Here is a 22,795-nt window from a genome sequence, read left to right on the forward strand (position 1 = left end):
AGAAAATAAGCCAACCCTTAATATTAATGACGTAGAGAAGAATGCTATGGTTAGGGCTTAACCCGATCTGAGGTTAACAAAAACATTGTTAGACGAAGGTGTTCGACATCACCGTAGGGGCGAAGGTGCTCAACATCACCGTAGGGGCGAATTTATTCGCCTAATAATAAGAGCAGACGACACTCGGGGTCATGACCGGTATTCAGAAGGACAATCTATGCTTTGACTGACATCAATTATTTTTGATAGAGATAGTGTTTATGAAGGTAAAACCTAATATTACTTAGGTTTCTTTATTTTATCATAGTATAAAGCGTAACCACGTGCAGCCTTGCTTTCATCAGAAGGGTGCATTGACACAATATTTAACAATTGTTTTGCTAAGGTAAATAACGCTTCTTTATCACCTTTCACTAATTCAATTTCAATCTCGTTAATTACGACACTTGGCTGTGCCGGCGTGGTAGAAATATCGCCACTGTCTAACGCTAATTCAATAATATTATCACCTTGATAAATAAGCCAAGTGTGTCGTGAGAAATTAGTAGAAAATAAAACCTGTAAACTCTGTTGTAATGCCATTACATCGACATTTTCAGGCCAAATATGAGATGGAAACAATGCTAAATTTACTATTCTACTTTCTATATCAACGTTATACTCTGGTCGTTGATGCAGGCCATCTTTAACTATGCCTGCCGTTTTAATAGTTTGTTCATGTTTGTCGCCTCTAGTTCGAATTCTCAAACCAAAGTCCATTTTTCTCAAGTCTAAATTATCATTATCAAAGTAGTCATTGATAAGTTGGTTTTGATTTTTTTCAAAAGTAATGTTTTTAGTATTTAGCATAGTGGTTATAGCAGTAACAATTTCGCTATTATCGTTATACTTACTTGATAGTTGATATTTTAATTCTATTTCTGTTGTCATTTTCTCAAACTTTTATTTTGCCCATTCCATTATAGAGTACACTTTGTTTATCAAGAGGCCAAAGGATTCTTAATCTTAACTTGATATAAATACGCCAAACACATAATATCTCCTTTTCAATGATTTACTTTTACTAATTGGCTGATCCATGAATTCTCCTATATTACATTTAAAAAAACTAATTAAGCACAACACCCTTGGTTTTATCGTGCTTTTTTTTGCTGCTTTCTCTGCTCATGCAGAAAATCAGCAAGGTTATATTATTGATGACTTAAGCATTTTTATGCATGCAGGCCCTGGTACTAATTATCGTATTTTAGGTTCAATAAATGCAGGGGCTGAACTAAAAACAACCGGTAATACTTCGAACGATTATAGTGAAATAATTGATAACAAAGATAGAGTGACTTGGGTTGAAACTAAGTATATTACTCGCCAACCTGGGTTAAGCTTTGTTGTTGCAGATATAAAAGAAAAGCTAGCAAATGGTAATGACTATACTGCTCAACTTGACGGTGAAGTTAATGAATTAAAGAGTAATATTAATTTAATTAACGAAGAGAAAAACCAGTTACAAACAGAGCTTAAGCAGGTAAAGCAAGCACTAGAACAAACGCAAAATAAATTAAAAGGTCAAGACACAGCCATTAAAAAAGAATGGTTTTTTAATGGGGCTATTGTTTTAGGCTTAGGCTTAATTTTAGGACTTATTTTACCTAAACTATTTACGCGTCGCAGAGCTTCAATGGATAACTGGGGTTAACACCTTATTTATATAGATCTAGCCGCTAAAATTTATGCGATAAAGGCTAGATCTGTATAAAAGTAACCATTACTCATAATATTACTGATAACAGAGACTGCTCTGTTACTGGATAATGATCACCTATTAAGAATCGAACTCGTTAATGAAAACAACCAAGACTTTCGCACCGAACTGGTATAACACTTATGCCATACATTTTTTCCGCTTAATACTGAAGCATATATTACCCGCTTCTTGGTTTCGCTCGGCTTTACCTAAAGTCAATGAGCGTAACGCCGTTGATGGTTTTTTCAAATTAGAAATAGTGAGCCATTGTTGGGGCTATTCTAATATGCTTGCTTATCAGCTAAGTTCTTTTATTAACTATCCGCCCAAAAAATGTGCGCTAACCGTAACAGTTTTTTATGCTAAAGAAGATACTAAATGCCAAGCGGTGTTAGACTTTTTTAGCCAAAAAAAGGTGGAAAACGTCACATGGAATTTTCAAGCGCTACCCAAAGAGAAGTTGTTTAGACGTGCCATCGGTCGAAACATGGTCGCGCGCTCGACTGATGCTGATTGGTTATGGTTCACTGACTGCGATATTATTTTTCATGAAAATTGTTTAGATTCGTTAGCTGAACAACTACAAGGTAAGCAAGAAGCCTTGTACTACCCAAGACAAGAATGTACTACTGAAATGCTTGCACAGGATGATCCTATGTTACGCAAAGACAGTGAGCCGCAGCTAGTAAATATTGATACCGCAGGTTTTAGCTTACACTCACGTGATAAAGCAAAAGGCGCTTTCCAAATAGTACATGGCGATGTAGCGCGTGCTATTGGTTATTGTGACGGTTTATCAATTTATCAAACCCTTTCTGAGCATTGGTGTAAATGTTATGAAGATAGAGAGTTTCGCTGGTTACTTGGCTCAGAAGGTGTTCCGCTTGAGGTAGATGGCGTTTATCAAATAAGACATGTTTATAAAGGTAGATACAAAGAAAATACTTTTCGCTCAAAACTGAGAAGTAAAATTAGACGTATACAAGAGTAAACCTACGTAACTTTGCTTACGATAGACATATAGATAAGCCTAGAGATAGATAAGTTTAGACAAAGAGCAATTGAGAGTTTCAATAATCGTTATGACTAATTATTTTTTTATATCATCACCTTTACATTTTTTCATTGCGACTAATTTAGCGATTTCGCATCAAGGTGATAACAATATTGCTATCTTCATTAGTAAAAATGAAGAAACCGCACAGCAGTATTCAAAAGCGACTCGACATTGCACTGACATTTTCCAACAAACCTATGAACTATCTGTTGACGATGAACAAGCTAAGTTTTCTAAAAGAAAAGTACGCTTTGCTCAGTTAAAAGCGTTAATCTCGTCAACAATACCTGATCGGATATTTACGGGTAGCGATAGAAGAATGGAGTTTCAATTTGCTATGCATCAAGCAAGCAAGGTAAATGCTGAGGTGGAAGGCATTTATATTGATGATGGTACGGTAAGCTACCTTGGGCATAAATCTATCAATAGCATAGTGCATAAATATATAGATCCAACACTAAAAAAACTCGTTTATGGTTTATGGTGGAAGAATCCCTTAACCACAGGGAGCTCAAGTTGGATTTCAAAAGCTTATTTAGCCGTACCTGAAGAAGCTCACCCGTTATTAAAAACAAAAGAGTTGATAGCGCTTGATCAAGAGGTTTTTTCAAGTCAGGCTTTCCTTGATGTTAATGCCTTTTTAATTCAAAAATACGACGCCTTAAATACGATAAACTTTAGTGATGTAAAAGCGGTTTTATGTTTACCCAACGAATCTTTTTATTTAAAAAACCCGCAATTTTTACAGCAAATCAAAAACACTATTCTTAAACATTTTCAGCCTCAGAATATTGCTATAAAAGCACATCCTAAAAGTAAAGATATGGCATTATTAACACAGATGTTTCCAGAGAGCATTGCGCTACCAAATACCTTAGGAATGGAACTTCTTTTACCTAAGCTGTCTAACGACACATCGATTATTGGTGATGTATCAACAGCACTGTTAACCGCAAAGTGGCTTAAGCCCAGAGTAACGGTGCAAGCGTTTGAAGTGAATAGTGACATGTCAAAACAGTTGAAAAATTTATTCCATAGCTTAGGAATAACGTTTCTGTCGCTTGAGCCTGTTTAACGCTTTTTTGTTAAAGAAGTTTTCACTAAAAATTCCAAAGGAATTAGTAAATGTTTAAAATTTTAGATTGTACCTTACGTGATGGCGGATACTATAATCATTGGGATTTTTCACCTGATGTTGTACAAGCTTATATTCTTGCGATGGTCGCAGCCAAAATCGATTATGTTGAGTTAGGTTTAAGAAACTTTGCCCAACCGGGTTTCCTTGGCGCTTTTGCTTATACCTCTGAGGATTTCCTTAATCGTTTAGATTTACCTGAAGGCCCAACTTATGGCGTAATGATAGACGCTAAAACTATTTTAAATGCTAACCTATCAGTTGAAGATGCTGTTGATGCCTTATTTGTTAATCGTGCTAAAAGTAAAGTGGACTTAGTTCGTATTGCTGCACATTTTCATGAAGTAGAACACTCAGAGCCTATTGTTAAAGCGCTTAAAGATAAAGGCTATATTGTTGGCTATAACTTAATGCAAGCGGGTGGTAAGCCTTCTTCATTGATCGCTGAAAAAGCAAAAATAGCACAAAGCTGGGCGGGTTTAGATGTTTTATATTTTGCCGACTCACTAGGTAATATGGATGGCAACGAAGTTAAACGTATCGTATCAGCCTTAAGAGAACATTGGCAAGGTGAGCTAGGTATTCATACACACAATAATATGGCAAAAGCGCTTGATAACTGCTTAACTGCACGTAGTGTTGGTGTTAAGTGGTTAGACAGTACCATTACCGGTATGGGTCGTGGTGCTGGTAATGCACAAACAGAAAACTTATTAGCGGTCGTTTCTCAAGAAGAAAATAATTATGTTGCTGCCCCCGTTTATGAGTTAGCCATTCGTCATTTTGAAAAAATGCAAAAAAAATGTGGCTGGGGCAGTAATTTATTGTACTTTTTAGGTGCTCAAAATAACTTACACCCAACTTATATTCAAAACCTATTGTCTGATAGCCACTTTGGTACTGATGAAGTTATTGGCGCGATTGAGTATTTAAGCCAACAAGAAAATAAATCTTCTTATGTGAGTGATGTCTATCGCTCTGCTCTATCTTTCTCTGGCGAGAAAAAGCCAGTCAGTGGTACATCCGTTTTATGTAATATAGCGGCCAACAGAGAAGTATTAATTATTGCCAATGGCCCTGGTTTACATAAATATTTACCTGATGTCATTGCTTATATTCAGAAGAAAAATCCTATTGTAATCGCGATTAACGTCATTACTGAATTAAGTGATGTTGTTGATTATTATTGTTTGTCTCACAACAACAAATTTCTTTCTGAGTCAGCAAGCTATAATACGCTAGTAAAGCCAGTAATTTTACCAAAACATAGATTTAGTAATGAAGAGCTAGCACTGTTTTCACCAAGTTGCCCATTAATGGATTATGGCCTAGCAGTACAAACAGGTGAGTTTTATACAGAAGAAACAAGCTGTGTGATTCCTTTTGATATAACCGTTGCTTATGCCTTCTCGGTTGCTGAAAACATGAAAGCTAATAACGTAACACTCGTTGGTTTTAATGGTTATGATAGTAATGATACACGTCAATTAGAAATGCTTGAAACGCTCAATTTAATGCAAAACTTCCAAATTAGTCATCATTTATTAGCACTAACCCCAACAACTTACCCTGTTGCTCAAGGATCAATTTATGCGCCTGTTTAGTGATTACGATCTACTTATCTTTGATTGTGATGGGGTAATACTTGATTCGAATACTTTAAAAATTGATGCAATGAGAAGTGCATTAACTGAATTTGATATCACTACAGATGAAGTAAACCGCTGCGCGCTATTTTTTGCCGAAAATTTTGGTAAGTCTAGGTTCTATCATGTTGATTATTTTGTTAAAGAACTACTCAATATCAGTGCTTCAATGGCTGAGCAATTTAAAGCTGATTTATTAGCCTCTTATTCAAGAAAGTGTAAAAGCTTATATTTGCTGGCTGACAGTACCCCATTCATCAATGACATATTTGTTAAAAGCAGCGCAATAAAATATGTCGCAAGTGGCTCAGAGCAACAAGAGCTAAGAGATGTTTTTCAACAACGGGCATTAGATCATCATTTTATAGAAATACTCGGTTCGCCTGAAAAAAAGGTTAATCACGTTACTCAGATTTTAGCTAATCACCCAACATCAACAGCAGTAATGATAGGCGATGCAGTATCTGATCTTGAAGCAGCAAAAGATAATAATATCGATTTTATATTTTACAGCCCATTATCAAACGTTGAAGAGAAAATGCGCGCTTTATGCTTAAAATATAATTATCGAATAATTAACTCCTTTGAAGAGGTTTTAAAAGAACTATGAATACACAAAACTTTGCCGTTGTTATTCCAGCAAGATTTCAATCTTCTCGCTTTCCAGGAAAACCATTAATCGATCTTTGTGGAAAACCTATGATTCAGCATGTTTGGGAGCGTTGTTGTGAAGCAGTAGGCACCGAAAAAGTCTATGTTGCAACCGATAGTGATGATATTGAGCAAGTAGTAACACGCTTTGGTGGCGCGGTAATAAGAACAAGCAGTGACTGTTTAACCGGCACGGACAGACTTGCCGAAGCAAACCAAACCCTTGATTGTGATTTTATTATCAATGTACAAGGAGATGAGCCGTTAATAAGTCCTGACGATATTAATACCGTAGTTAGTGCCTATTTAGCCGGTGATGGTGCTGTTGTTAATGCTATGTGCGAAATTACTGATGAACGTGAATTTAATTCTACCACTGTGCCTAAAGTAGTTTGCGATCAATCAGGCAAACTTTTGTATATGAGCCGTGCAGGTATTCCATTAACAAAAAATGGTGAATTCAAATTTGCGCATAAACAAGTGTGTATTTACGCTTTCTCTAAGGCGCATCTTAAATTCTTTTTAGCCAATCAGAAAAAAACACCATTAGAGTTAGTTGAAGATATTGAAATATTAAGGTTTCTAGAATCTAACTACAGCGTACAAATGATAAAAGTTGATAGTGGCTCTATGGCTATTGATGTTCCTGAAGATGTTGAACGTGTTGTTCAAGCCTTACAACGCTTGGGCTAACTGCATAAATTTAAGCAAACTCGTTTTATAGTGCTAATCATAAACAAGCCAATAATACAGTAAATTCATCTGTACTAAAGTGTGATTAAAGCTCACTTATATCCTTTGTTATAGCGCTTTGTTATAGCGCTTTGTTATAGCGCTATACAATTAAATCATTGACACTAATTAGGTAAATGCGTTATTAATAGCATATTGAATAGTTTTTACTTAAAAGAGAATACTTATTAGCTTTTTTTACATTTTTAAACAAATACCAATAATGAATGCTAATAACAAAAAAGAAATGATTAAATTAATTAAGCACAATAGAATTAATCTCCTCCTCCTCGCACTCAAAGTGCGCGGCTAGGTTTTATTGCTTATTAATTAACATTTTCAGAGATTACTCAATAAGAGGTTACTCTAAAAATAAAAACAGATAATAAATAATTAAAACCCGCGCTAACTAACGCGGGTTTTTTTACGTCTATGCGTTGGTTAGTTTTTTAATAATATTAGCAAACAGTATTAGTAACAATATTAGGCATACAAGGATACAAACATGAGCAATATCACATCAACCTCACCAGGTTCAGCTACAAATAATTCGTCCTCAACAGATAATGTGATTATTTTTGACACCACGTTACGTGATGGTGAACAAGCACTAAATGCCAGTTTGTCTGTGCATGAAAAATTACAAATTGCATTATCGCTTGAACGTTTAGGCGTAGATATTATGGAAGTAGGTTTTCCTGTTTCTTCTCCTGGCGACTTTGAATCAGTTCAACAAATAGCACGTACCATAAAAAATGCTCGTGTTTGTGGATTAGCCCGTGCAGTAGAAGCCGATATTGATGCTTGTGCGCAATCATTAAAAGTGGCTGATCAATTTCGTATCCATACCTTTATTTCTACATCAGATGTTCATGTACAACAAAAGTTGAAGAAAGAGTTTGCTGACGTTCAAGCGATGGCAGTACATGCAGTGAAATATGCACGTAAATTTACTGATGATGTTGAATTTTCTTGTGAAGATGCTGGCCGTACACCTATTGATAATTTATGCCGTATGGTTGAAGCGGCTATTAACGCAGGTGCAACAACCGTTAATATTCCTGATACTGTCGGCTATACGCTACCTTTTGAGTTTCAAGGGATTATTACCAACCTATTTAACCGCGTACCAAATATTGATAAAGCAATTATTTCAGTGCATTGCCATAACGATTTAGGTTTAGCGGTGGCTAATTCAATGGCAGCAGTACAAGCAGGAGCTCGTCAAATTGAATGTACTATCAATGGTATTGGGGAACGTGCAGGTAACTGTTCTTTAGAAGAAGTGGCGATGATCATGCAAACACGCCAAGCCTTGTTAGGCGTACATACTAATATTAACCATCAAGAAATTGCTCGTACTTCAAAATTAGTAAGCACTGTTTGTAATATGCCGGTGCAATTAAACAAAGCAATTGTTGGCGGCAACGCCTTCAGTCATTCGTCAGGTATTCACCAAGATGGTATGTTAAAAGCCAGCAATACCTATGAAATAATGACGCCTGAAAGTGTCGGTATTGCAAAAACAAAATTAAACTTAACCTCTCGTAGTGGTCGTCATGTTATTAAGCACCGTATGGAAAGTTTAGGCTATCAAGAGTCTGACTATGAAATTGAAGAGCTTTATGCTGATTTCTTAGCGTTAGCGGATAAAAAAGGTCAAGTTTTCGATGACGACTTAGAAGCGTTAGTATTTAAATTACAACAAAAAGATTTGAAAGATTTTTTCAGACTAGAACGCATCAATGTACAATGTGGCGATGGTGATTTTGCGACCGCCAGCATTAAATTAATCTCTGGTGAAGCGTCTGTTGAAGGTGAAGCAAATAACAGTAAAGTACACGCCGCGACTGGTAACGGGCCGGTAGATGCGCTTTATCAAGCAATTAAACAAAGTGTTGATATTGAATTTGAAGTGAGTGATTACACAATTTCAAATAAAGGCTCAGGTGAAGATGGCTTAGGACAAGCAGATTTAGTAATTACTTGGCAAGGGCGAAACTTTCATGGCTATGGTTTAGAAACTGATGTTATTGAAGCCTCAGGCCAAGCATTGATTCATGCACTAAATAGTATTCACCGTGCTATAACAATTGCTGATTTAAAGTCAGCTAAAAAGTAAACACAAAAACACTGTCGCAGGCGTTTAAGTAATTTAGCGTCTGCCAGATGCATAAAACTTCAGAATACATTTACTATTTAAGCTGTTTTTATTAAATATGCATCATCTAAGCGCAATTTTAAACCGTAATTCAAAAATTTAAAGAGAAATACAAATGTCTAATATAGCAATTTTAGCCGGTGACGGTATCGGCCCAGAAGTCATGGTTGAAGCTAAGAAAGTATTAACGACCATCGCAAAGAAATTTGATTTAGAAATAAATACTAAAGATTATGATATTGGCGGCGCAGCCATTGATAATCACGGTAATGCCCTCCCCGATTCAACAATGAAAGGTTGTGAAGCTAGCGATGCTATATTGTTTGGTAGTGTTGGTGGCCCTAAATGGGCAAACTTGCCGCCAACTGAGCAACCAGAGCGTTGTGCTCTATTAGGGCTTCGTGGTCATTTCGATTTATTTTGTAATATGCGCCCAGCAACTTTACAGCCAGCTTTATCTGCACTATCTACTTTACGTAGCGATATTTCTTCTCAAGGTTTTGATGTATTAATTATTCGTGAATTAACGGGTGATATTTATTTTGGTGAGCCAAAAGGACGCAAAGGTGAAGGAGAAGATGAAACAGGTTTTGATTCGATGTTTTATTCACGTCGTGAAATAAAACGTATTGCTCACCTTGCTTTTCAGGCTGCAAAAAAACGCAATAATAAAGTAACGTCAGTAGATAAAGCCAATGTACTTGCCACGAGCCAATTATGGCGTCAAGTCGTTGAAGAAGTTGCTGTAGAATACCCAGAAGTTGAATTAGAGCATCTTTATGTCGATAACGCCGCAATGCAGTTAGTACGTGATCCAAACCAATTTGACGTAATGCTGTGTCCTAATTTATTTGGTGATATTTTATCTGATATATGCGCGATGATTACTGGCTCTATGGGCTTATTACCTTCTGCAAGCTTAAATGAAAAAAGCTTTGGTATGTATGAGCCAGCTGGCGGCAGCGCACCCGATATTGCAGGTATGGGTATCGCTAACCCTATTGCACAAATTTTATCAGCAGCCTTAATGCTACGTTATAGCTTAAATGAAGAAAAAGCAGCAAAAGCCATTGAAGATGCTGTAGGCAGTGCGTTAGATAACGGCATACTTACTGCCGACTTATTACCTGCAGAGAAACGAGAAAAAGCAAAATCGACCAGTGAAGTGGGTGATTATATTTGCCAACAAATTATTGCCCAAAAATCTATTTAAGAAGAAGAGAGCGCTTAAAATGACTACGTCTACCCCGAAAACTATGTATGAAAAATTATGGCAAAGCCACTTAGTTCAAGAAACTAAGGGTGAGACACCATTACTTTATGTTGATCGTCATTTAATTCATGAAGTAACGTCTCCACAAGCCTTTGCAAACTTGCGTTTTCATAACCGCCCAGTACGTCATCCTGAACGTACTATTGCGACCATGGATCACAATATTTCAACACGTTCTATTAAAATTGATGCGGCGGGTGAAGGCGCGGCGAATCAATTACGTGCATTAGAAAAAAACTGTAAAGAATTTGGTATTGAATTGTTCGGTATGGGCCATAAAAATCAAGGTATCGCCCATGTTATGGGACCGGAATTAGGATTAACCTTACCTGGTACTATCATTGTTTGTGGTGACTCTCATACGGCAACACATGGTGCTTTTGGTGCACTTGCTTTTGGTATTGGTACTTCTGAAGTAGAGCACGTTTTTGCGACTCAAACATTGCGTCAAAATAAAGCAAAAACCATGAAAGTTGAAGTTAAAGGTAATGTTGGTGCTGGTATCAGTGCAAAAGATATTATCTTAGCCATTATTGGTAAAACAGGTAGTGCTGGAGCAACTGGTTATGTTGTTGAATACTGTGGTGAAGCAATTGAAGCGCTTAGTATGGAAGAGCGTATGACAGTGTGTAACATGAGTATAGAATTTGGCGCAAAAGCAGGTTTAATTGCTCCCGATCAAACAACATTTGATTATGTGAAGGGTAAGGAATACGCCCCTAAAGGTGAAGTATTTGAGCAAGCGGTTATTGATTGGACCAATTTGAAGTCTGATGAAGGTGCTGAGTTTGACGCGGTAGTAACATTAGATGCAAAAGATATTAAAGCACAAGTAACTTGGGGCACAAACCCAGGACAAGTGGTTAGTGTTGATGGTGCAGTGCCTTCACCTGATGATTTCAGTGATCCTGTTGAAAAAGAGTCTTGCATCAATGCCCTTAAGTACATGAACTTAACTGCTGGCACTAAGATGGTAGATATTCAAGTAAATAAAGTATTTATTGGCTCTTGTACGAATTCACGTATTGAAGATTTACGTGCAGCAGCAGACATTGTACAGCGCTATGAAGGACAACAAGTGGTTGATAGTGTTGATGCGATTATTGTGCCTGGCTCATACCGCGTAAAAGAGCTTGCTGAGCAAGAAGGTTTAGACAAAATATTTATCGACGCTGGTTTTGAGTGGCGTTTACCTGGTTGTTCAATGTGTTTAGGCATGAATGACGATGTATTAGAAGCGGGTGATCGTTGTGCGTCAACAAGTAACCGTAATTTTGAAGGTCGTCAAGGCCGTGGTAGCCGTACTCACTTAGTGAGCCCTGAAATGGCAGCTGCTGCAGCCATCACTGGTCACTTTGTTGATTTAAATGCGTAACTGCCAACAAGCTTATTGAGGATTAGAAAATGGAAAAATTTAACACACACACAGGCTTGGTTGCACCACTAGATGTTGCCAATGTAGATACAGACCAAATTATACCAAAGCAATTTTTACAAAAAACTGAACGTATCGGTTTTGGTGTGCACTTATTTCACGATAGCCGCTATCTTGATCATGCTGGTACACAAGAGAATCCTGACTTTGTAATTAACAAACCAGAATATAAAGGTGCTAGCATTTTATTAGCCGGTGAAAACTTTGGTTGTGGTTCAAGTCGTGAACACGCGCCTTGGGCTCTACAAGAGTTTGGATTTAAAGTGCTTATTTCATCAAGTTTTGCTGATATTTTTTATGGTAATTGTATTAATATTGGTATTTTACCGATACAACTAACAGAAGAAGAGGTGGAGCAGCTATTTAAGCTATCTACAGAGTCAGTATTAACGATTACAGTAGACTTACCGAACAACACGGTTACTTGCGGTGATTTAGTCTTTAAATTCAGCTTAAGTGAATTTCAACAATACAGTTTAGAAAATGGTGTTGATAGCGTTGGTTGGACATTAAATAAATTAGACGCAATTAAAGCATTCGAAGATAAAATGCCAGCTTGGCAGTAAGCTTCAAATTAGTAGGCAGTAATTTAGATGCTGCTTAGTTACTGCCTACATCAATAACTAATACCAGTTTCATTAATTAAGTGAACAAATTTATACGTAGAAAAAATTGCCAAATACAAGGCATTTATTTCAATAACTAGTTGTGCTAATTATTAAATAAATAACGATGTAGTTGGTGATTTTAGCAAGTAAAAATGATCACATAGTTAGTGAGATTGGTATAATTAGCATCGACAACTTTCTTTTCAATAACGGTAAATAAACTTCATAGGATTCCGTATTAAGCCATTTACGGAATGACGCATTATTTGTCATATTGAGCTTCAAAGTCGTTATCCTGAACTTGATTGAGGATCTTAATAACGATGGATAAAACTTAATTTTACCAATTAGTCAGCGCGGGTAAACTAAACTTTTCACCACGATAAGTTAGAATAACTTGTTGAGGTAAAATTTTATCAATAATAACGCCATTAGCAATGTTGTCACCTTCATAGCGATCTCGACCATTAACGTTAACCCAACCTTCCCCATCAGACGCATAAATATGTTGTTCAAAACGTAAGCTTGGCACGCCTTCTTGTACCCATGCAGGCATTTCTGTTAATGACTTTATTTCACTGTTAGTAGGTTGCTCTTGCTTTTTCGCTAATGCAGTTGCTGGGTCTTCATCAGTATTACTTTCCGTTTCCTCTATCGCCGCTTGAAAACGAGCTAATAGATCATCTGACACACCATCAACCGCTTCTATTTGATAGTTATTTTCTTCTGCTTCAGCTTTTGTTGTAGGCTTTAATGCTGGTGGCTTTGATGCAGGTTTTAGAGCGCTTTTTGCAACTGGCTCATTAATTGGCTGACTAGCTGTTTTTGTTGTAATAACCACTTCTTTTTCTGTTGTTTTTTGTGGCTCTATAACGTGCTCAACTTGATTTTGTTGTACTGTTTTTTGTGTGGACGCTTTTCTAGGAACATCGCCACTAACAATAATCTGTTCAACTTCACTATCTTGAGCTGGCTCGGCCTTTTCAGTGACAGTTTTGGTTGTCCCTTCTACGGCTTCTTCCAAAGACTCCACTACTTTAGGTAAAGCGTTATTACTTAATTGTTGTGAAGACTCTTCTTGAAGTAATACCGGTACATCAGTCGATGTAGTGATAGTATTTTGTGATTGCCCTAACCAAAAGCCAGCAACTAATACTAAAATTAATGCACTAGCCGCTGATGCTATTTGAATGTTTTTATTCTGCCACCACGGTGTTTGTTCAAAGTCATCACCTAGTGCATGACTAGCCGCTTTTAAAACAATTTTTTTATTAACAACAGCATTATTACTGTTATAAGCTTCCATTAATGAACTATGGCAAAGCAAGTTAATAAGTCTTGGTATTCCTTGAGATAATTTATGAATTGTCGCAATAGCTCCTTTATCAAAAAGTGCTCTATGACAATCAGCTACCGATAATCTATGCTTAATATAAGCCGCTAATTCTTGAGTGTTTAGGGGTAATAAATGATATCTAGCGGTAATACGCTGCGCTAATTGACGTAAGTCTCGGCGCTTTAATAACTGCTGTAATTCAGGCTGACCAATTAAGATAACCTGTAATAACTTTTTAGTATTTGTTTCTAAGTTGGTTAACAGACGAAGTTGTTCTAATACTTGCGCCTCAAGATGCTGAGCTTCATCAATAATCAATATAGTATTAATATTAGCATCGTGGTTTTTTACTAACTTTTCAGAAATTTTATCTGTTAACGTTTTTAAAGTAGCGCCCGTTTTACGGTAACGAATTTTCAGCTGGTCACAAATCGTTGCTAATAGTTCTTGGCTTGATAAGGTCGGATTTAAAATAAAAGCTAACTGCGTATCTTTAGGTAAATCATCCATCAAACAACGACTTACTGTAGTTTTTCCAGTACCAACCTCTCCTGTAAGTAACACAAAACCGCCGTTATCGCTTGCTCCTACGCCACCTAAACCATGACTTAAATGTGTCAGCGCCTCACGATGCCTATCACTCATAAATAAGTATTTAGGGTTTGGTGCAATAGAAAAAGGTAATTCACTTAATGAAAAGAAGTTTCTGTACATAAAACGTTGCTGCTACTTAAGAAGGTAATGATTAAAGGTGATAGCGAAAGTTTAATAACCTAAGCTCAGGTTAAGTATACTACTAAAGCTTATTATACTACTAAAACAGAATCTACTGATAAAGCCCGAATATAATGACAAAGCTTAATATACTAGCAAAATTACTCTTTTAACGGGGTGATGTCTACGAATATTATGGTAAACTTTATTTATCATCTATAGGAGGTATTCTTTGACCACGCATAACAACACTATTCCAAATATACCAGAGCTTGATATTTATCTTGTGGGTGGTGCAGTTCGCGATCAATTGTTAAACAGGCCCATTAAAGATTACGACTATTTAGTCGTCGGTGCTACGGTAGAACAAATGTTATCACTTGGTTTTCATCAAGTGGGTAAAGACTTCCCGGTATTTTTACACCCAAAAACTAAAGAAGAATACGCTCTGGCACGTACCGAACGTAAACAAGGGCAAGGTTATACCGGCTTTGCTTGTTATGCTGAGCCTGACGTCACAATAGAACAAGATTTATTACGCCGAGATTTAACCGTCAATGCCATGGCGAGAAATGCTTGTGGTGATATTGTTGACCCTTATAACGGACAACAGGATCTGAAAAATAGAATATTACGCCATGTTAGCGAAGCCTTTATTGAAGATCCTTTAAGAGTACTTCGTGTCGCTCGTTTTGCTGCTCGATATCATGAGTTTGGTTTTACCGTTGCAGACGAAACAATGCGTTTGATGCAGAAAATCAGCGAAAGTGGTGAGCTAACAAGCTTACCTGCTGAACGCGTTTGGCAAGAGATGCAGCGTAGCTTGGCCGAAGATCACCCCGAAGTATTTTTTAATGTTTTACGTGACTGTAAAGCACTCAGCGTATTATGGCCTGATCTTGATAAACTATGGGGAATACCTAATCCTGCTAAATGGCACCCTGAAATTTGCAGTGGTATTCATACCATGATGGTATTACAGCAAGCGGTTTTACTAACAAAAAACAATGAGAATAAAACGGCTATTCGTTTTGCTGCTTTATGCCATGATTTAGGTAAAGGGGTCACCGTTAGCGAGCTGTGGCCAAGTCATAAAGGCCATGAAAAGTCAGGACTTCCTTTAGTAGAAGATATCGCCAATAAACTTAGAGTCCCCACCTATTACAAACAACTAGCTTTGAAAGTATGTGAGCATCATTTGCATTGCCATAAAGCTTTTCAGTTGAAAGCCAGCACCTTATTAAAAATATTTGATCAACTAGATGTTTGGCGAAAACCCAAAGAGTTTGATGATTTTATAATTGCTTGTAAAAGCGACTTTTTAGGACGCCTTAACTTTGAAGATCGCTCCTACCCGCAAGCAGAATATTTAAAAGAGACTATGTTATCGGCACTACAGGTCAATGCGAAAACCTTTGTTGAGCAAGGATTAAAGGGGATTGCAATAAAAGAAGCAATGGCAAACGCTCGCTTAACCGCAATAAAAGCAGTAAAAAATAAATATTCACTAAATTAATTACTCAATCATGGGTTCGAAAATACTTTCTAAGCCATTTAGCTTTATTTCATAAATAAAAGCTAATTGTTCGCCAATTTTGCCTTCAGGAAAACCTTTTGAGTGAAACCAAACTAAGTAGGGTTCAGGTAAATGTAATAATTTTCTACCGGCATACTTACCAAAAGGCATTTTCATATTCACCGTGGCAATAATTTGTTCGTTAGTTAAACTCATCGTTTTTCGCTAAATTGGTCTTTTAAAATAATAATGGGCACGTTTTTAATAAGATAAACTAAATAACTGCTGAAATTTATTTAGCCTTTTAATGCTCTTAAAATATTTAGTTTTTCGGTATTACTTTGAATACTATCCATTTCTACACTTTGATTTTCTACTAAATTTACCCCTTTAGTCGCTTCAAGCATTGAGCTTTCTGAAGAAGAAACAAGTTGAGACATAATAGCCGACATATTGCTGGTTTTTTCTTGTTGTATATTCGTTTGATGATTAAAGAAATCAATACTTTCTGAAATAGCATCAACCGCTTCTTCTACCGATTTTACCGCTCCAGAGGTCTGCTTTACATTAGTAGTTGTATGGGTTGCAAGTTTACGTACCTCATCGGCAACAACAGAAAAACCTCTACCTGACTCACCAGCTCTAGCCGCTTCAATAGCCGCGTTAAGCGCAAGTAAATTTGTTTGATCTGCAATACCGCTAATGGCACTAATCACATTAACAATTTCAACGGTTGAAGCATTTAATGTTGCGACTTTAGCAACTAATTCATCACGCTTTCCTTGCTGACTATTCGTTTCCTCAATAAGCTCATTAAGTGCTTTAGCAATGCGCTCTTGTTCTGCATGACTCTGTTGTGATTTTTCAGCTAATGAAGTAAGACTATTCATTGATGATTCTACGATAGGTTGATACTTTTCTAATGAAACGATTAGCTCAGCCTGAATACTATTAAAAAATCGTTCTTGTTGTAACTGTGTTTCAAGATAATATGCTCGATAATTTGCCATTCTAAGTGGAAATGAGCTTATAGAACCATGTAAAGGCGCATCTTTATCGCTTTTATATATAAGTAATATTACTGCTGTGTTATTTTGGTGTTGTCCTAACGTTTCTCCGAAACTACTGTAACCAGCAACATTGTTGACAGCTGAATAATCAATCATATTTAATTGTTCTGATGAGTTTTGTATTCTCCGAAGAATACAGTCTGTGATGATCATCGTTTCCGCTTTACCACCAATTTCATCAAGTAATTGTTTGAATTGAGTGTTTGTATGGCGAGAAATGTCTTTAACTTTAACTAAGTGTATCGTTTCACCAAAACTCATATCTGAGAAAAAACTAATCGTGTTTGACCTTAAATCAATGCCACTTACAGAACGAATAATTAACTCATCATTCATTTGCACGGCAAAAGCATTTTCAACTAAACGTTGCTCTAAATTAGCTGGTGAAACATTTAACCTTCGACAGAGAAATTCAACAACAGTTTCAATATCGCCTCGCTCATTAATAACAGTACTTAGTGTACGAGTTGCATTGTTTGATTCAGCAACAGAAAAAGAAACATCAGTTAAATCAAAATTATGGGATTTAAAAATTGCATGGCGATATTGTGGTTTCAATTTAACAAAAGCGATAACAGCTTGTTTTTCACTCATTTTTCCATTGTAGCCAATGGCGGCACTTTTAAAATCTAACTTGCCACCGCTCGATCCACCGATAAAGTCACATGCAAGCTGATTACTGGATGAATATAAAGCTTCCAAAAATTGATTTTCCATTGCAGCTAAACCTGCAAACCACGTTAATGCAAAGGTATTACTGTGTTCTATTTGAAAACTAGGTTTCATTGCATTAATACTCTTTGTCATCGTATTAGTGTGTTGTATAAGGCTTTTATGGTCAGTATGTGCTGGTATATCAATAGTTTGAACCGAAATTTCGTCGATAATTTGATCACTAAAAATATGAAAAACGATATCTGGATCTTCCGCAGTATGATAAACACCTTTTTCTTGCTTTTTATTACTTAAACAACCCGCTGTCATTACCGTAATAATATTACTGGAATACCTAGAAAGAACATTTTGTATTTGTGATGCTATATTTTGTGAGCTAGAGATGTTTGGAGGTAAATATGCAATAACTAAAGGGTACAATTGGCCAGAAACCATATATTCAGGTAACGTGTTTAATTGATTCTCTTTCAATAGAAAAACATTATTACTATGTAGTTCTATAATTTTATTAGATTTTTTAAATGAAAACATCTACAACTTATTCCTTTTAGTTAATACAACTATTTATAACCTAGCGATTTCATTATACATTAGCATTTAAGTCATAATATAAAGGTTATTATTTTTAACATATAAAAACCACTTATAAATGAATTGTTGTGACTTGATAGGTGTTAATAATATATTAAGCTTCACTTACATTTTATGCTGATAAGTTTAACCGAATAACTTTCTAGCAGCATACTTATCAAAAGACATGTTATTTTAACCATGACAACAATTGGTTCGTTAGTTAAACGCATCGTTTTTCACTAAATTGGCAACGTCCAAATAATACTAATAGAAGTATTTCTAAAAAAGTGTACTATAAATCACCAAAATAATATAAAGATCATATAAAGAAAGGGGTTCAAATATGCACATCAATAGAGATTTGATTAATAACCTGATTATATGTGTAATGATCTTTAGTGCCAATATCCAAGCAAAAGAATTAACTATTCTTACTGAACATTTAGCTCCTTTTCAAATAGTTGATAAAAACGAAATCAGCGGAATATCAACAGAAATAGTAGAAGCGACATTAAAAAATTCATCCTTTGATTACAATATTGAAGCTTATCCTTGGTCGCTTTCTTACAATAGAGCGCTGCATGAAGAGGATACTTGTATTTATTCAATAGGCCGTATTCCTGAACGTGAGCTTTTATTTAACTGGGTAGGACAAATAATTAGCAGTACAGTGTCGATGTATTCACTTGCCTCAAGTACGATCAAAATATCGACCTTAAATGATGCCAAAAAATATAAAACAGCCGTGATACGAGATGATGTAACGCACCACTTTCTTTTATCAAAAGGCTTTATTGAAAATAAAAACCTGTATGTGATGGATAACTATGATTCTTTATTACAGTTACTTGAGAAGCCTAGCCGTAATATTGATTTAGTTGTCCTTAATGATGATCTTATCTTACATCGGGTAAAAAGCACGGAAGCCGCATCAAAATATAAAAGCGTTTATAGTGTGCAAGATTTTACTTTAGATTTTCATTTTGCCTGTAGTATAACGACAGAGCAACATGTTGTAGCTGAGCTAAAAAAAATAATGCAAAAGTTAGAGCAAGAAGGAATATTGCCTGCTATTAGAAAAAAATGGACGCCAATTATGTTTAATACTCTGGATTAAGTACGAAAGATAAAATTAATTCAACTAATCTCCTAATCGTTTATACCATTACTCCCTCTTCTATCAAAATAGTTATGTTCACATTGTCTTCAATTTGCCATCTAGGTGACATAAAAATGTCATTAAATAAATCTACACTTAGCGCAATAACTTAACTATCTAAATAACTTGAGCGCAGGTTAAAGAAGGAAATTCGATGTCTATTATGAGAAAACGAAATGCTGATCATAAAAGCTATATTCCTAATAATGCACGTGATAACCAATACATATTAGCTGAATTCACAATCACAGATGAACTAATTCAACAATTTTCAAAATCGCCTTATCAAGCTAGTGTTCAGCAAGAAAACTTTTATTCCTTTTACCAAGCATTAGCGAAAATATTATTTGATTTGTCTGATTTGTTTGAAGTAGAAAACTGTCAATTTATTGCTAATGATAAAATAGCACGCGTTAGGTTTGGCCAAGAAATGCATCAATGGCAAACAAATCAACAAATTCTATTTTACTATAATCCTGAAAATCATCATTTACAAAAAACTTTTTTTGATGCGAATAAGCGTGCTAAAAAAATATCATTACTGTTTCTCACTTCAGGTACAAAAATTAGAGAGAATTCAGCACTTTTCCATACAAAAATATCTCAATTAGTTCGCGCGTATGCCAACGAAATTTCTTTAGATGAAAGTGAGATTCGCTTACGTGATCATCAACATATAACTTATGACTTATTTGCACAAAGTAAGCCAAATAATATAGATAATTCATTAACAACACGAGCACACAAACTGCGCCCTATTAGTCAGCGTTATGCAGGTCAAGATGTTGAATTACCTAAATATCACTCAGCAATGACATATGCTATTGTTAACATTCCAATTTCTAATAGATTACTCAATATGGTTGACATTGATCCGACATCAAGTGACCCATACAACCCTTTATATACTTATTTAACAGATACCTTTACACAAGCTTCAATGCAATTTAATTTAAATAATGGCGCTTTAATTGCCAATGGCTTAGTACCTATTGTACGTTACAGTATTCATGATATTGTCTCTCGCATTGGGGAGTTACAGATGTTAGGTTACAATCCTGAGCAAAATCCTTGTGGAATAGTAAGTAAGTGGGATGCGAGTGAACTGGTTGACAATGTGCAACTGATCTTTGTTGCCACAGATAAAAACAAAACTGAACATGGTTTTGCCCGCTTTTTAAATCAAATAGAAAAAGCGTTAAAACTGATGGCTACAGGATTAAAGATGGAGCCAAATAAAGATGAAGTTGTTATCAGGTTTCATCAACATATCGCTTATAATTTTTAATTTTACACTAAAATTTAACCTTACCTTATTAACTTTTTACAATATCACCCTGAGGTTTTTTTTGAAGTTTACGCTGTAAAGTACGTCTATGCATAGATAGCTGACGAGCGGTGGCTGAAATATTACCGTTATTTGCTTTTAATACTTGTTGAATATATTGCCACTGTGCTTGCTCTGCTGATAGTGTTTCACCTTCTAATTCAATATCTATTGAAATACTTGGTGCTTTACTTTCATTTAGAGCCGCTAATAAAGTTTGTGTGTCTAAAGGCTTAGATAAATAGTCATCTGCCCCTAACTTGATCGCATCAACAGCAGTAGCAATGCTGGCAAAACCGGTAAGTAAGATAATACGGCTTTGAGGCCTAACCTTTCTTAATGGCGCAATAATGCCTAATGTGGTTTCTTGCGCTAATTTCATATCAAGTAATATATAATCTGGCGCATGTCGACGGCATGCGAGTAGGGCCTCAGAGTTACTGTCTACATGTGAGCAATTAAAACCATGTTTGGTTAATCGCCGCATAACCGTGTTAGCAAATATAGTATCATCTTCTACCAGTAGCAATTCTTTAGTCATGTTAATCCATTTCTCTGTCTAGTCTGTATTAATTTGTATGATGCCCAATAAATAACACTTATTTTAAGTTCCGTAAAAGCTTTAGCTAATTATTGCACCGGTAAAGTCAAGGTAACTAAAGCGCCTCCTTGATGGTGATTGGTTAATAACAACTTACCACCAAGTCGCTCAAGCGTAGCATGACTTAAAAAAACGGCCATCCCCAAACCTTGTTCACTGCTTACCGGCTTCATACCTAATTCTTCTAATTTTTCCAATGTAAATCCAGGCCCATTATCCCTAATAATAAATTGCCAACAGCCCTTTTTTACTTGACTCGTTAAGGTTATTTCTTGGTTAGAATTTGCTTTAGTTGCTTGTATTGCATTATTAATTAAATTAAGTATTGCTGGTAATAGTGTTGCATCAGCCATAATAGTAACATCGACTTGATGTTCTTTTAGTAGCCTAACATCAATATCAGGGTAATTTACGCGTAAATTTTCTAATATCTCATTGAGTAAATTATCGACGGTACTCACCGTCCTCGTTTGCTCTTTAATAGAAAGTACCATCGAACGGAATGCATCTAAACTAACACTACAACGTTTTAACTGACTTTGCATATCGACAATAATACTATTATCAGTAAAGTCTTCCTCAAGTTCATCTACCAATAATTGTATGGTTGCAATAGGCGTTGCTAATTGGTGAGTTACTTGGGCTGAAGCAACCCCAAGAGAAGTTACTTGCTCTTGCTTTAATAAGTCTTCTCGATAAGCGGCAATCGCTAATTCTCGCTGGTTAATGCTACGTGCCATTTTTCCGACCACAAGTGCAACAACTAATGTAGAAAACAAAAAGTTTATCCCCATCGCAATAAAGTGCCCTTCCATATTGCCATGCATAACACTCATCGGTAAAAACCATAATAAAATGCTATAAGAGCCAATAGCCAAAAAGGCAACTAAAGCGAGTAAGGTGGGTGGTAGTGTCACAGCAGCAATGGCAATGGGTATTAATAATAACGACACAAAAGCATTCGTTGCACCACCGCTAAAAAATAATAACAGCGACATAAATACGATGTCAGAGCAAATTTGTATTAATAAAGCCAGTTGACTAACTTGCAATTTTTTTTGATAAAACACAAAACTAATAAAAGTATAAATTAATTCTAGTGCAATAACGCCAAATAAAGGAGCCCATGGCAGTTGATAATTTAAAACTAGGTTAACAAAAAGTATTAACAATAATTGAATAACAATGGCGACACTACGTAAAGCAAGTACCATTTGCATAGGGTTGCCTGACTTTAAGGTTGTTGAAAAACTAGCGATTTTAAAAAATGGAAACATAAATGACTAACAATATTAGGTTAGCAAAGCGGCACTTAGCTTAATAAGCCTTCGCTAAGCTCACTCTGTAAATAAATATGTATATCATATTATCTTTATTTTTGAGTT

The 22,795-nt window shown here is 35.9% G+C and carries 19 protein-coding genes; 13 read left to right on the forward strand and 6 right to left on the reverse strand.

What is annotated here, in order from left to right; translation table 11 throughout:
* Nucleotides 1-279: 279 nt before the first annotated feature.
* The gene (locus tag Q4503_RS17360) at nucleotides 280-930 is read right to left on the reverse strand and encodes an inorganic triphosphatase (protein WP_303603032.1); all 651 of its coding nucleotides are present in this window, start codon (nucleotides 928-930) and stop codon (nucleotides 280-282) included.
* A gap of 148 nt (nucleotides 931-1,078) precedes the next feature.
* Between Q4503_RS17360 and Q4503_RS17365 the strand changes: the two genes are divergently transcribed.
* The 10 genes from Q4503_RS17365 to leuD all read left to right on the forward strand — a co-directional run bounded on the left by Q4503_RS17365 (nucleotide 1,079) and on the right by leuD (nucleotide 12,397).
* Complete coding sequence (locus Q4503_RS17365) at nucleotides 1,079-1,693, forward strand: TIGR04211 family SH3 domain-containing protein (RefSeq protein ID WP_215973467.1); 615 nt, start codon at nucleotides 1,079-1,081, stop codon at nucleotides 1,691-1,693.
* Between the two features lie 145 nt (nucleotides 1,694-1,838).
* Entirely contained in the window at nucleotides 1,839-2,732 is an 894-nt protein-coding gene (locus Q4503_RS17370) for a glycosyltransferase family 2 protein (protein WP_303603033.1), read from the forward strand.
* Nucleotides 2,733-2,823: 91 nt separating this feature from the next.
* Nucleotides 2,824-3,873 carry a polysialyltransferase family glycosyltransferase gene (locus Q4503_RS17375; RefSeq protein ID WP_303603034.1) on the forward strand — a complete coding sequence of 350 codons (1,050 nt, stop codon included), beginning with the start codon at nucleotides 2,824-2,826 and terminating at the stop codon, nucleotides 3,871-3,873.
* A gap of 50 nt (nucleotides 3,874-3,923) precedes the next feature.
* Complete coding sequence (locus Q4503_RS17380; protein ID WP_303603035.1) at nucleotides 3,924-5,537, forward strand: aldolase catalytic domain-containing protein; 1,614 nt, start codon at nucleotides 3,924-3,926, stop codon at nucleotides 5,535-5,537.
* Nucleotides 5,524-6,189, forward strand: coding sequence for an HAD family hydrolase (locus tag Q4503_RS17385; RefSeq protein ID WP_303603036.1), 666 nt, complete (start codon nucleotides 5,524-5,526; stop codon nucleotides 6,187-6,189). The genes Q4503_RS17380 and Q4503_RS17385 overlap by 14 nt, the downstream gene beginning before the upstream one ends.
* Nucleotides 6,186-6,923, forward strand: coding sequence for a 3-deoxy-manno-octulosonate cytidylyltransferase (gene kdsB / locus Q4503_RS17390; RefSeq protein WP_303603037.1), 738 nt, complete (start codon nucleotides 6,186-6,188; stop codon nucleotides 6,921-6,923). The genes Q4503_RS17385 and kdsB overlap by 4 nt, the downstream gene beginning before the upstream one ends.
* A 544-nt stretch (nucleotides 6,924-7,467) precedes the next feature.
* Complete coding sequence (gene leuA / locus Q4503_RS17395) at nucleotides 7,468-9,084, forward strand: 2-isopropylmalate synthase (RefSeq protein WP_303603038.1); 1,617 nt, start codon at nucleotides 7,468-7,470, stop codon at nucleotides 9,082-9,084.
* Nucleotides 9,085-9,238: 154 nt separating this feature from the next.
* On the forward strand, nucleotides 9,239-10,336 hold the full coding sequence (leuB, locus tag Q4503_RS17400; protein WP_215973460.1) for a 3-isopropylmalate dehydrogenase: 1,098 nt from the start codon (nucleotides 9,239-9,241) through the stop codon (nucleotides 10,334-10,336).
* A 19-nt stretch (nucleotides 10,337-10,355) separates the two neighbouring features.
* Nucleotides 10,356-11,771, forward strand: coding sequence for a 3-isopropylmalate dehydratase large subunit (gene leuC / locus Q4503_RS17405; RefSeq protein ID WP_215973459.1), 1,416 nt, complete (start codon nucleotides 10,356-10,358; stop codon nucleotides 11,769-11,771).
* Between the two features lie 29 nt (nucleotides 11,772-11,800).
* Nucleotides 11,801-12,397 (forward strand): 3-isopropylmalate dehydratase small subunit, encoded by a 597-nt coding sequence (gene leuD, locus Q4503_RS17410; protein ID WP_215973458.1) that lies wholly within the window; start codon nucleotides 11,801-11,803, stop codon nucleotides 12,395-12,397.
* Between the two features lie 382 nt (nucleotides 12,398-12,779).
* Here leuD and Q4503_RS17415 read toward each other — a convergent pair whose 3' ends face one another.
* The gene (locus tag Q4503_RS17415; protein WP_303603039.1) at nucleotides 12,780-14,489 is read right to left on the reverse strand and encodes an AAA family ATPase; all 1,710 of its coding nucleotides are present in this window, start codon (nucleotides 14,487-14,489) and stop codon (nucleotides 12,780-12,782) included.
* A 232-nt stretch (nucleotides 14,490-14,721) separates the two neighbouring features.
* On the opposite strand from Q4503_RS17415, the gene Q4503_RS17420 reads away from it, so the two are divergent.
* The gene (locus tag Q4503_RS17420; RefSeq protein WP_303603040.1) at nucleotides 14,722-16,005 is read left to right on the forward strand and encodes a multifunctional CCA addition/repair protein; all 1,284 of its coding nucleotides are present in this window, start codon (nucleotides 14,722-14,724) and stop codon (nucleotides 16,003-16,005) included.
* Here the strand turns inward: Q4503_RS17420 and Q4503_RS17425 are convergent, their stop codons facing one another.
* Nucleotides 16,006-16,221: a DUF3820 family protein gene (locus tag Q4503_RS17425; RefSeq protein WP_215973456.1), complete on the reverse strand. Its 216-nt coding sequence runs from the start codon at nucleotides 16,219-16,221 to the stop codon at nucleotides 16,006-16,008. It lies immediately after the preceding gene.
* An 80-nt stretch (nucleotides 16,222-16,301) separates the two neighbouring features.
* Complete coding sequence (locus Q4503_RS17430) at nucleotides 16,302-18,281, reverse strand: methyl-accepting chemotaxis protein (protein WP_215973455.1); 1,980 nt, start codon at nucleotides 18,279-18,281, stop codon at nucleotides 16,302-16,304.
* Between the two features lie 385 nt (nucleotides 18,282-18,666).
* Between Q4503_RS17430 and Q4503_RS17435 the strand changes: the two genes are divergently transcribed.
* Both Q4503_RS17435 and Q4503_RS17440 read left to right on the forward strand, forming a co-directional pair.
* Complete coding sequence (locus Q4503_RS17435) at nucleotides 18,667-19,440, forward strand: ABC transporter substrate-binding protein (RefSeq protein WP_215973454.1); 774 nt, start codon at nucleotides 18,667-18,669, stop codon at nucleotides 19,438-19,440.
* Between the two features lie 196 nt (nucleotides 19,441-19,636).
* The gene (locus tag Q4503_RS17440; RefSeq protein ID WP_215973453.1) at nucleotides 19,637-20,770 is read left to right on the forward strand and encodes a DUF3083 family protein; all 1,134 of its coding nucleotides are present in this window, start codon (nucleotides 19,637-19,639) and stop codon (nucleotides 20,768-20,770) included.
* A 28-nt stretch (nucleotides 20,771-20,798) separates the two neighbouring features.
* Here the strand turns inward: Q4503_RS17440 and Q4503_RS17445 are convergent, their stop codons facing one another.
* Both Q4503_RS17445 and Q4503_RS17450 read right to left on the reverse strand, forming a co-directional pair.
* Nucleotides 20,799-21,350 carry a response regulator transcription factor gene (locus Q4503_RS17445; protein WP_215973452.1) on the reverse strand — a complete coding sequence of 184 codons (552 nt, stop codon included), beginning with the start codon at nucleotides 21,348-21,350 and terminating at the stop codon, nucleotides 20,799-20,801.
* Between the two features lie 89 nt (nucleotides 21,351-21,439).
* Nucleotides 21,440-22,687 carry a HAMP domain-containing sensor histidine kinase gene (locus Q4503_RS17450; RefSeq protein ID WP_303603041.1) on the reverse strand — a complete coding sequence of 416 codons (1,248 nt, stop codon included), beginning with the start codon at nucleotides 22,685-22,687 and terminating at the stop codon, nucleotides 21,440-21,442.
* Between the last annotated feature and the right edge of the window lie 108 nt (nucleotides 22,688-22,795).

Source organism: Colwellia sp. 6_MG-2023 (assembly GCF_030547765.1).
GTDB lineage: Bacteria > Pseudomonadota > Gammaproteobacteria > Enterobacterales > Alteromonadaceae > Colwellia.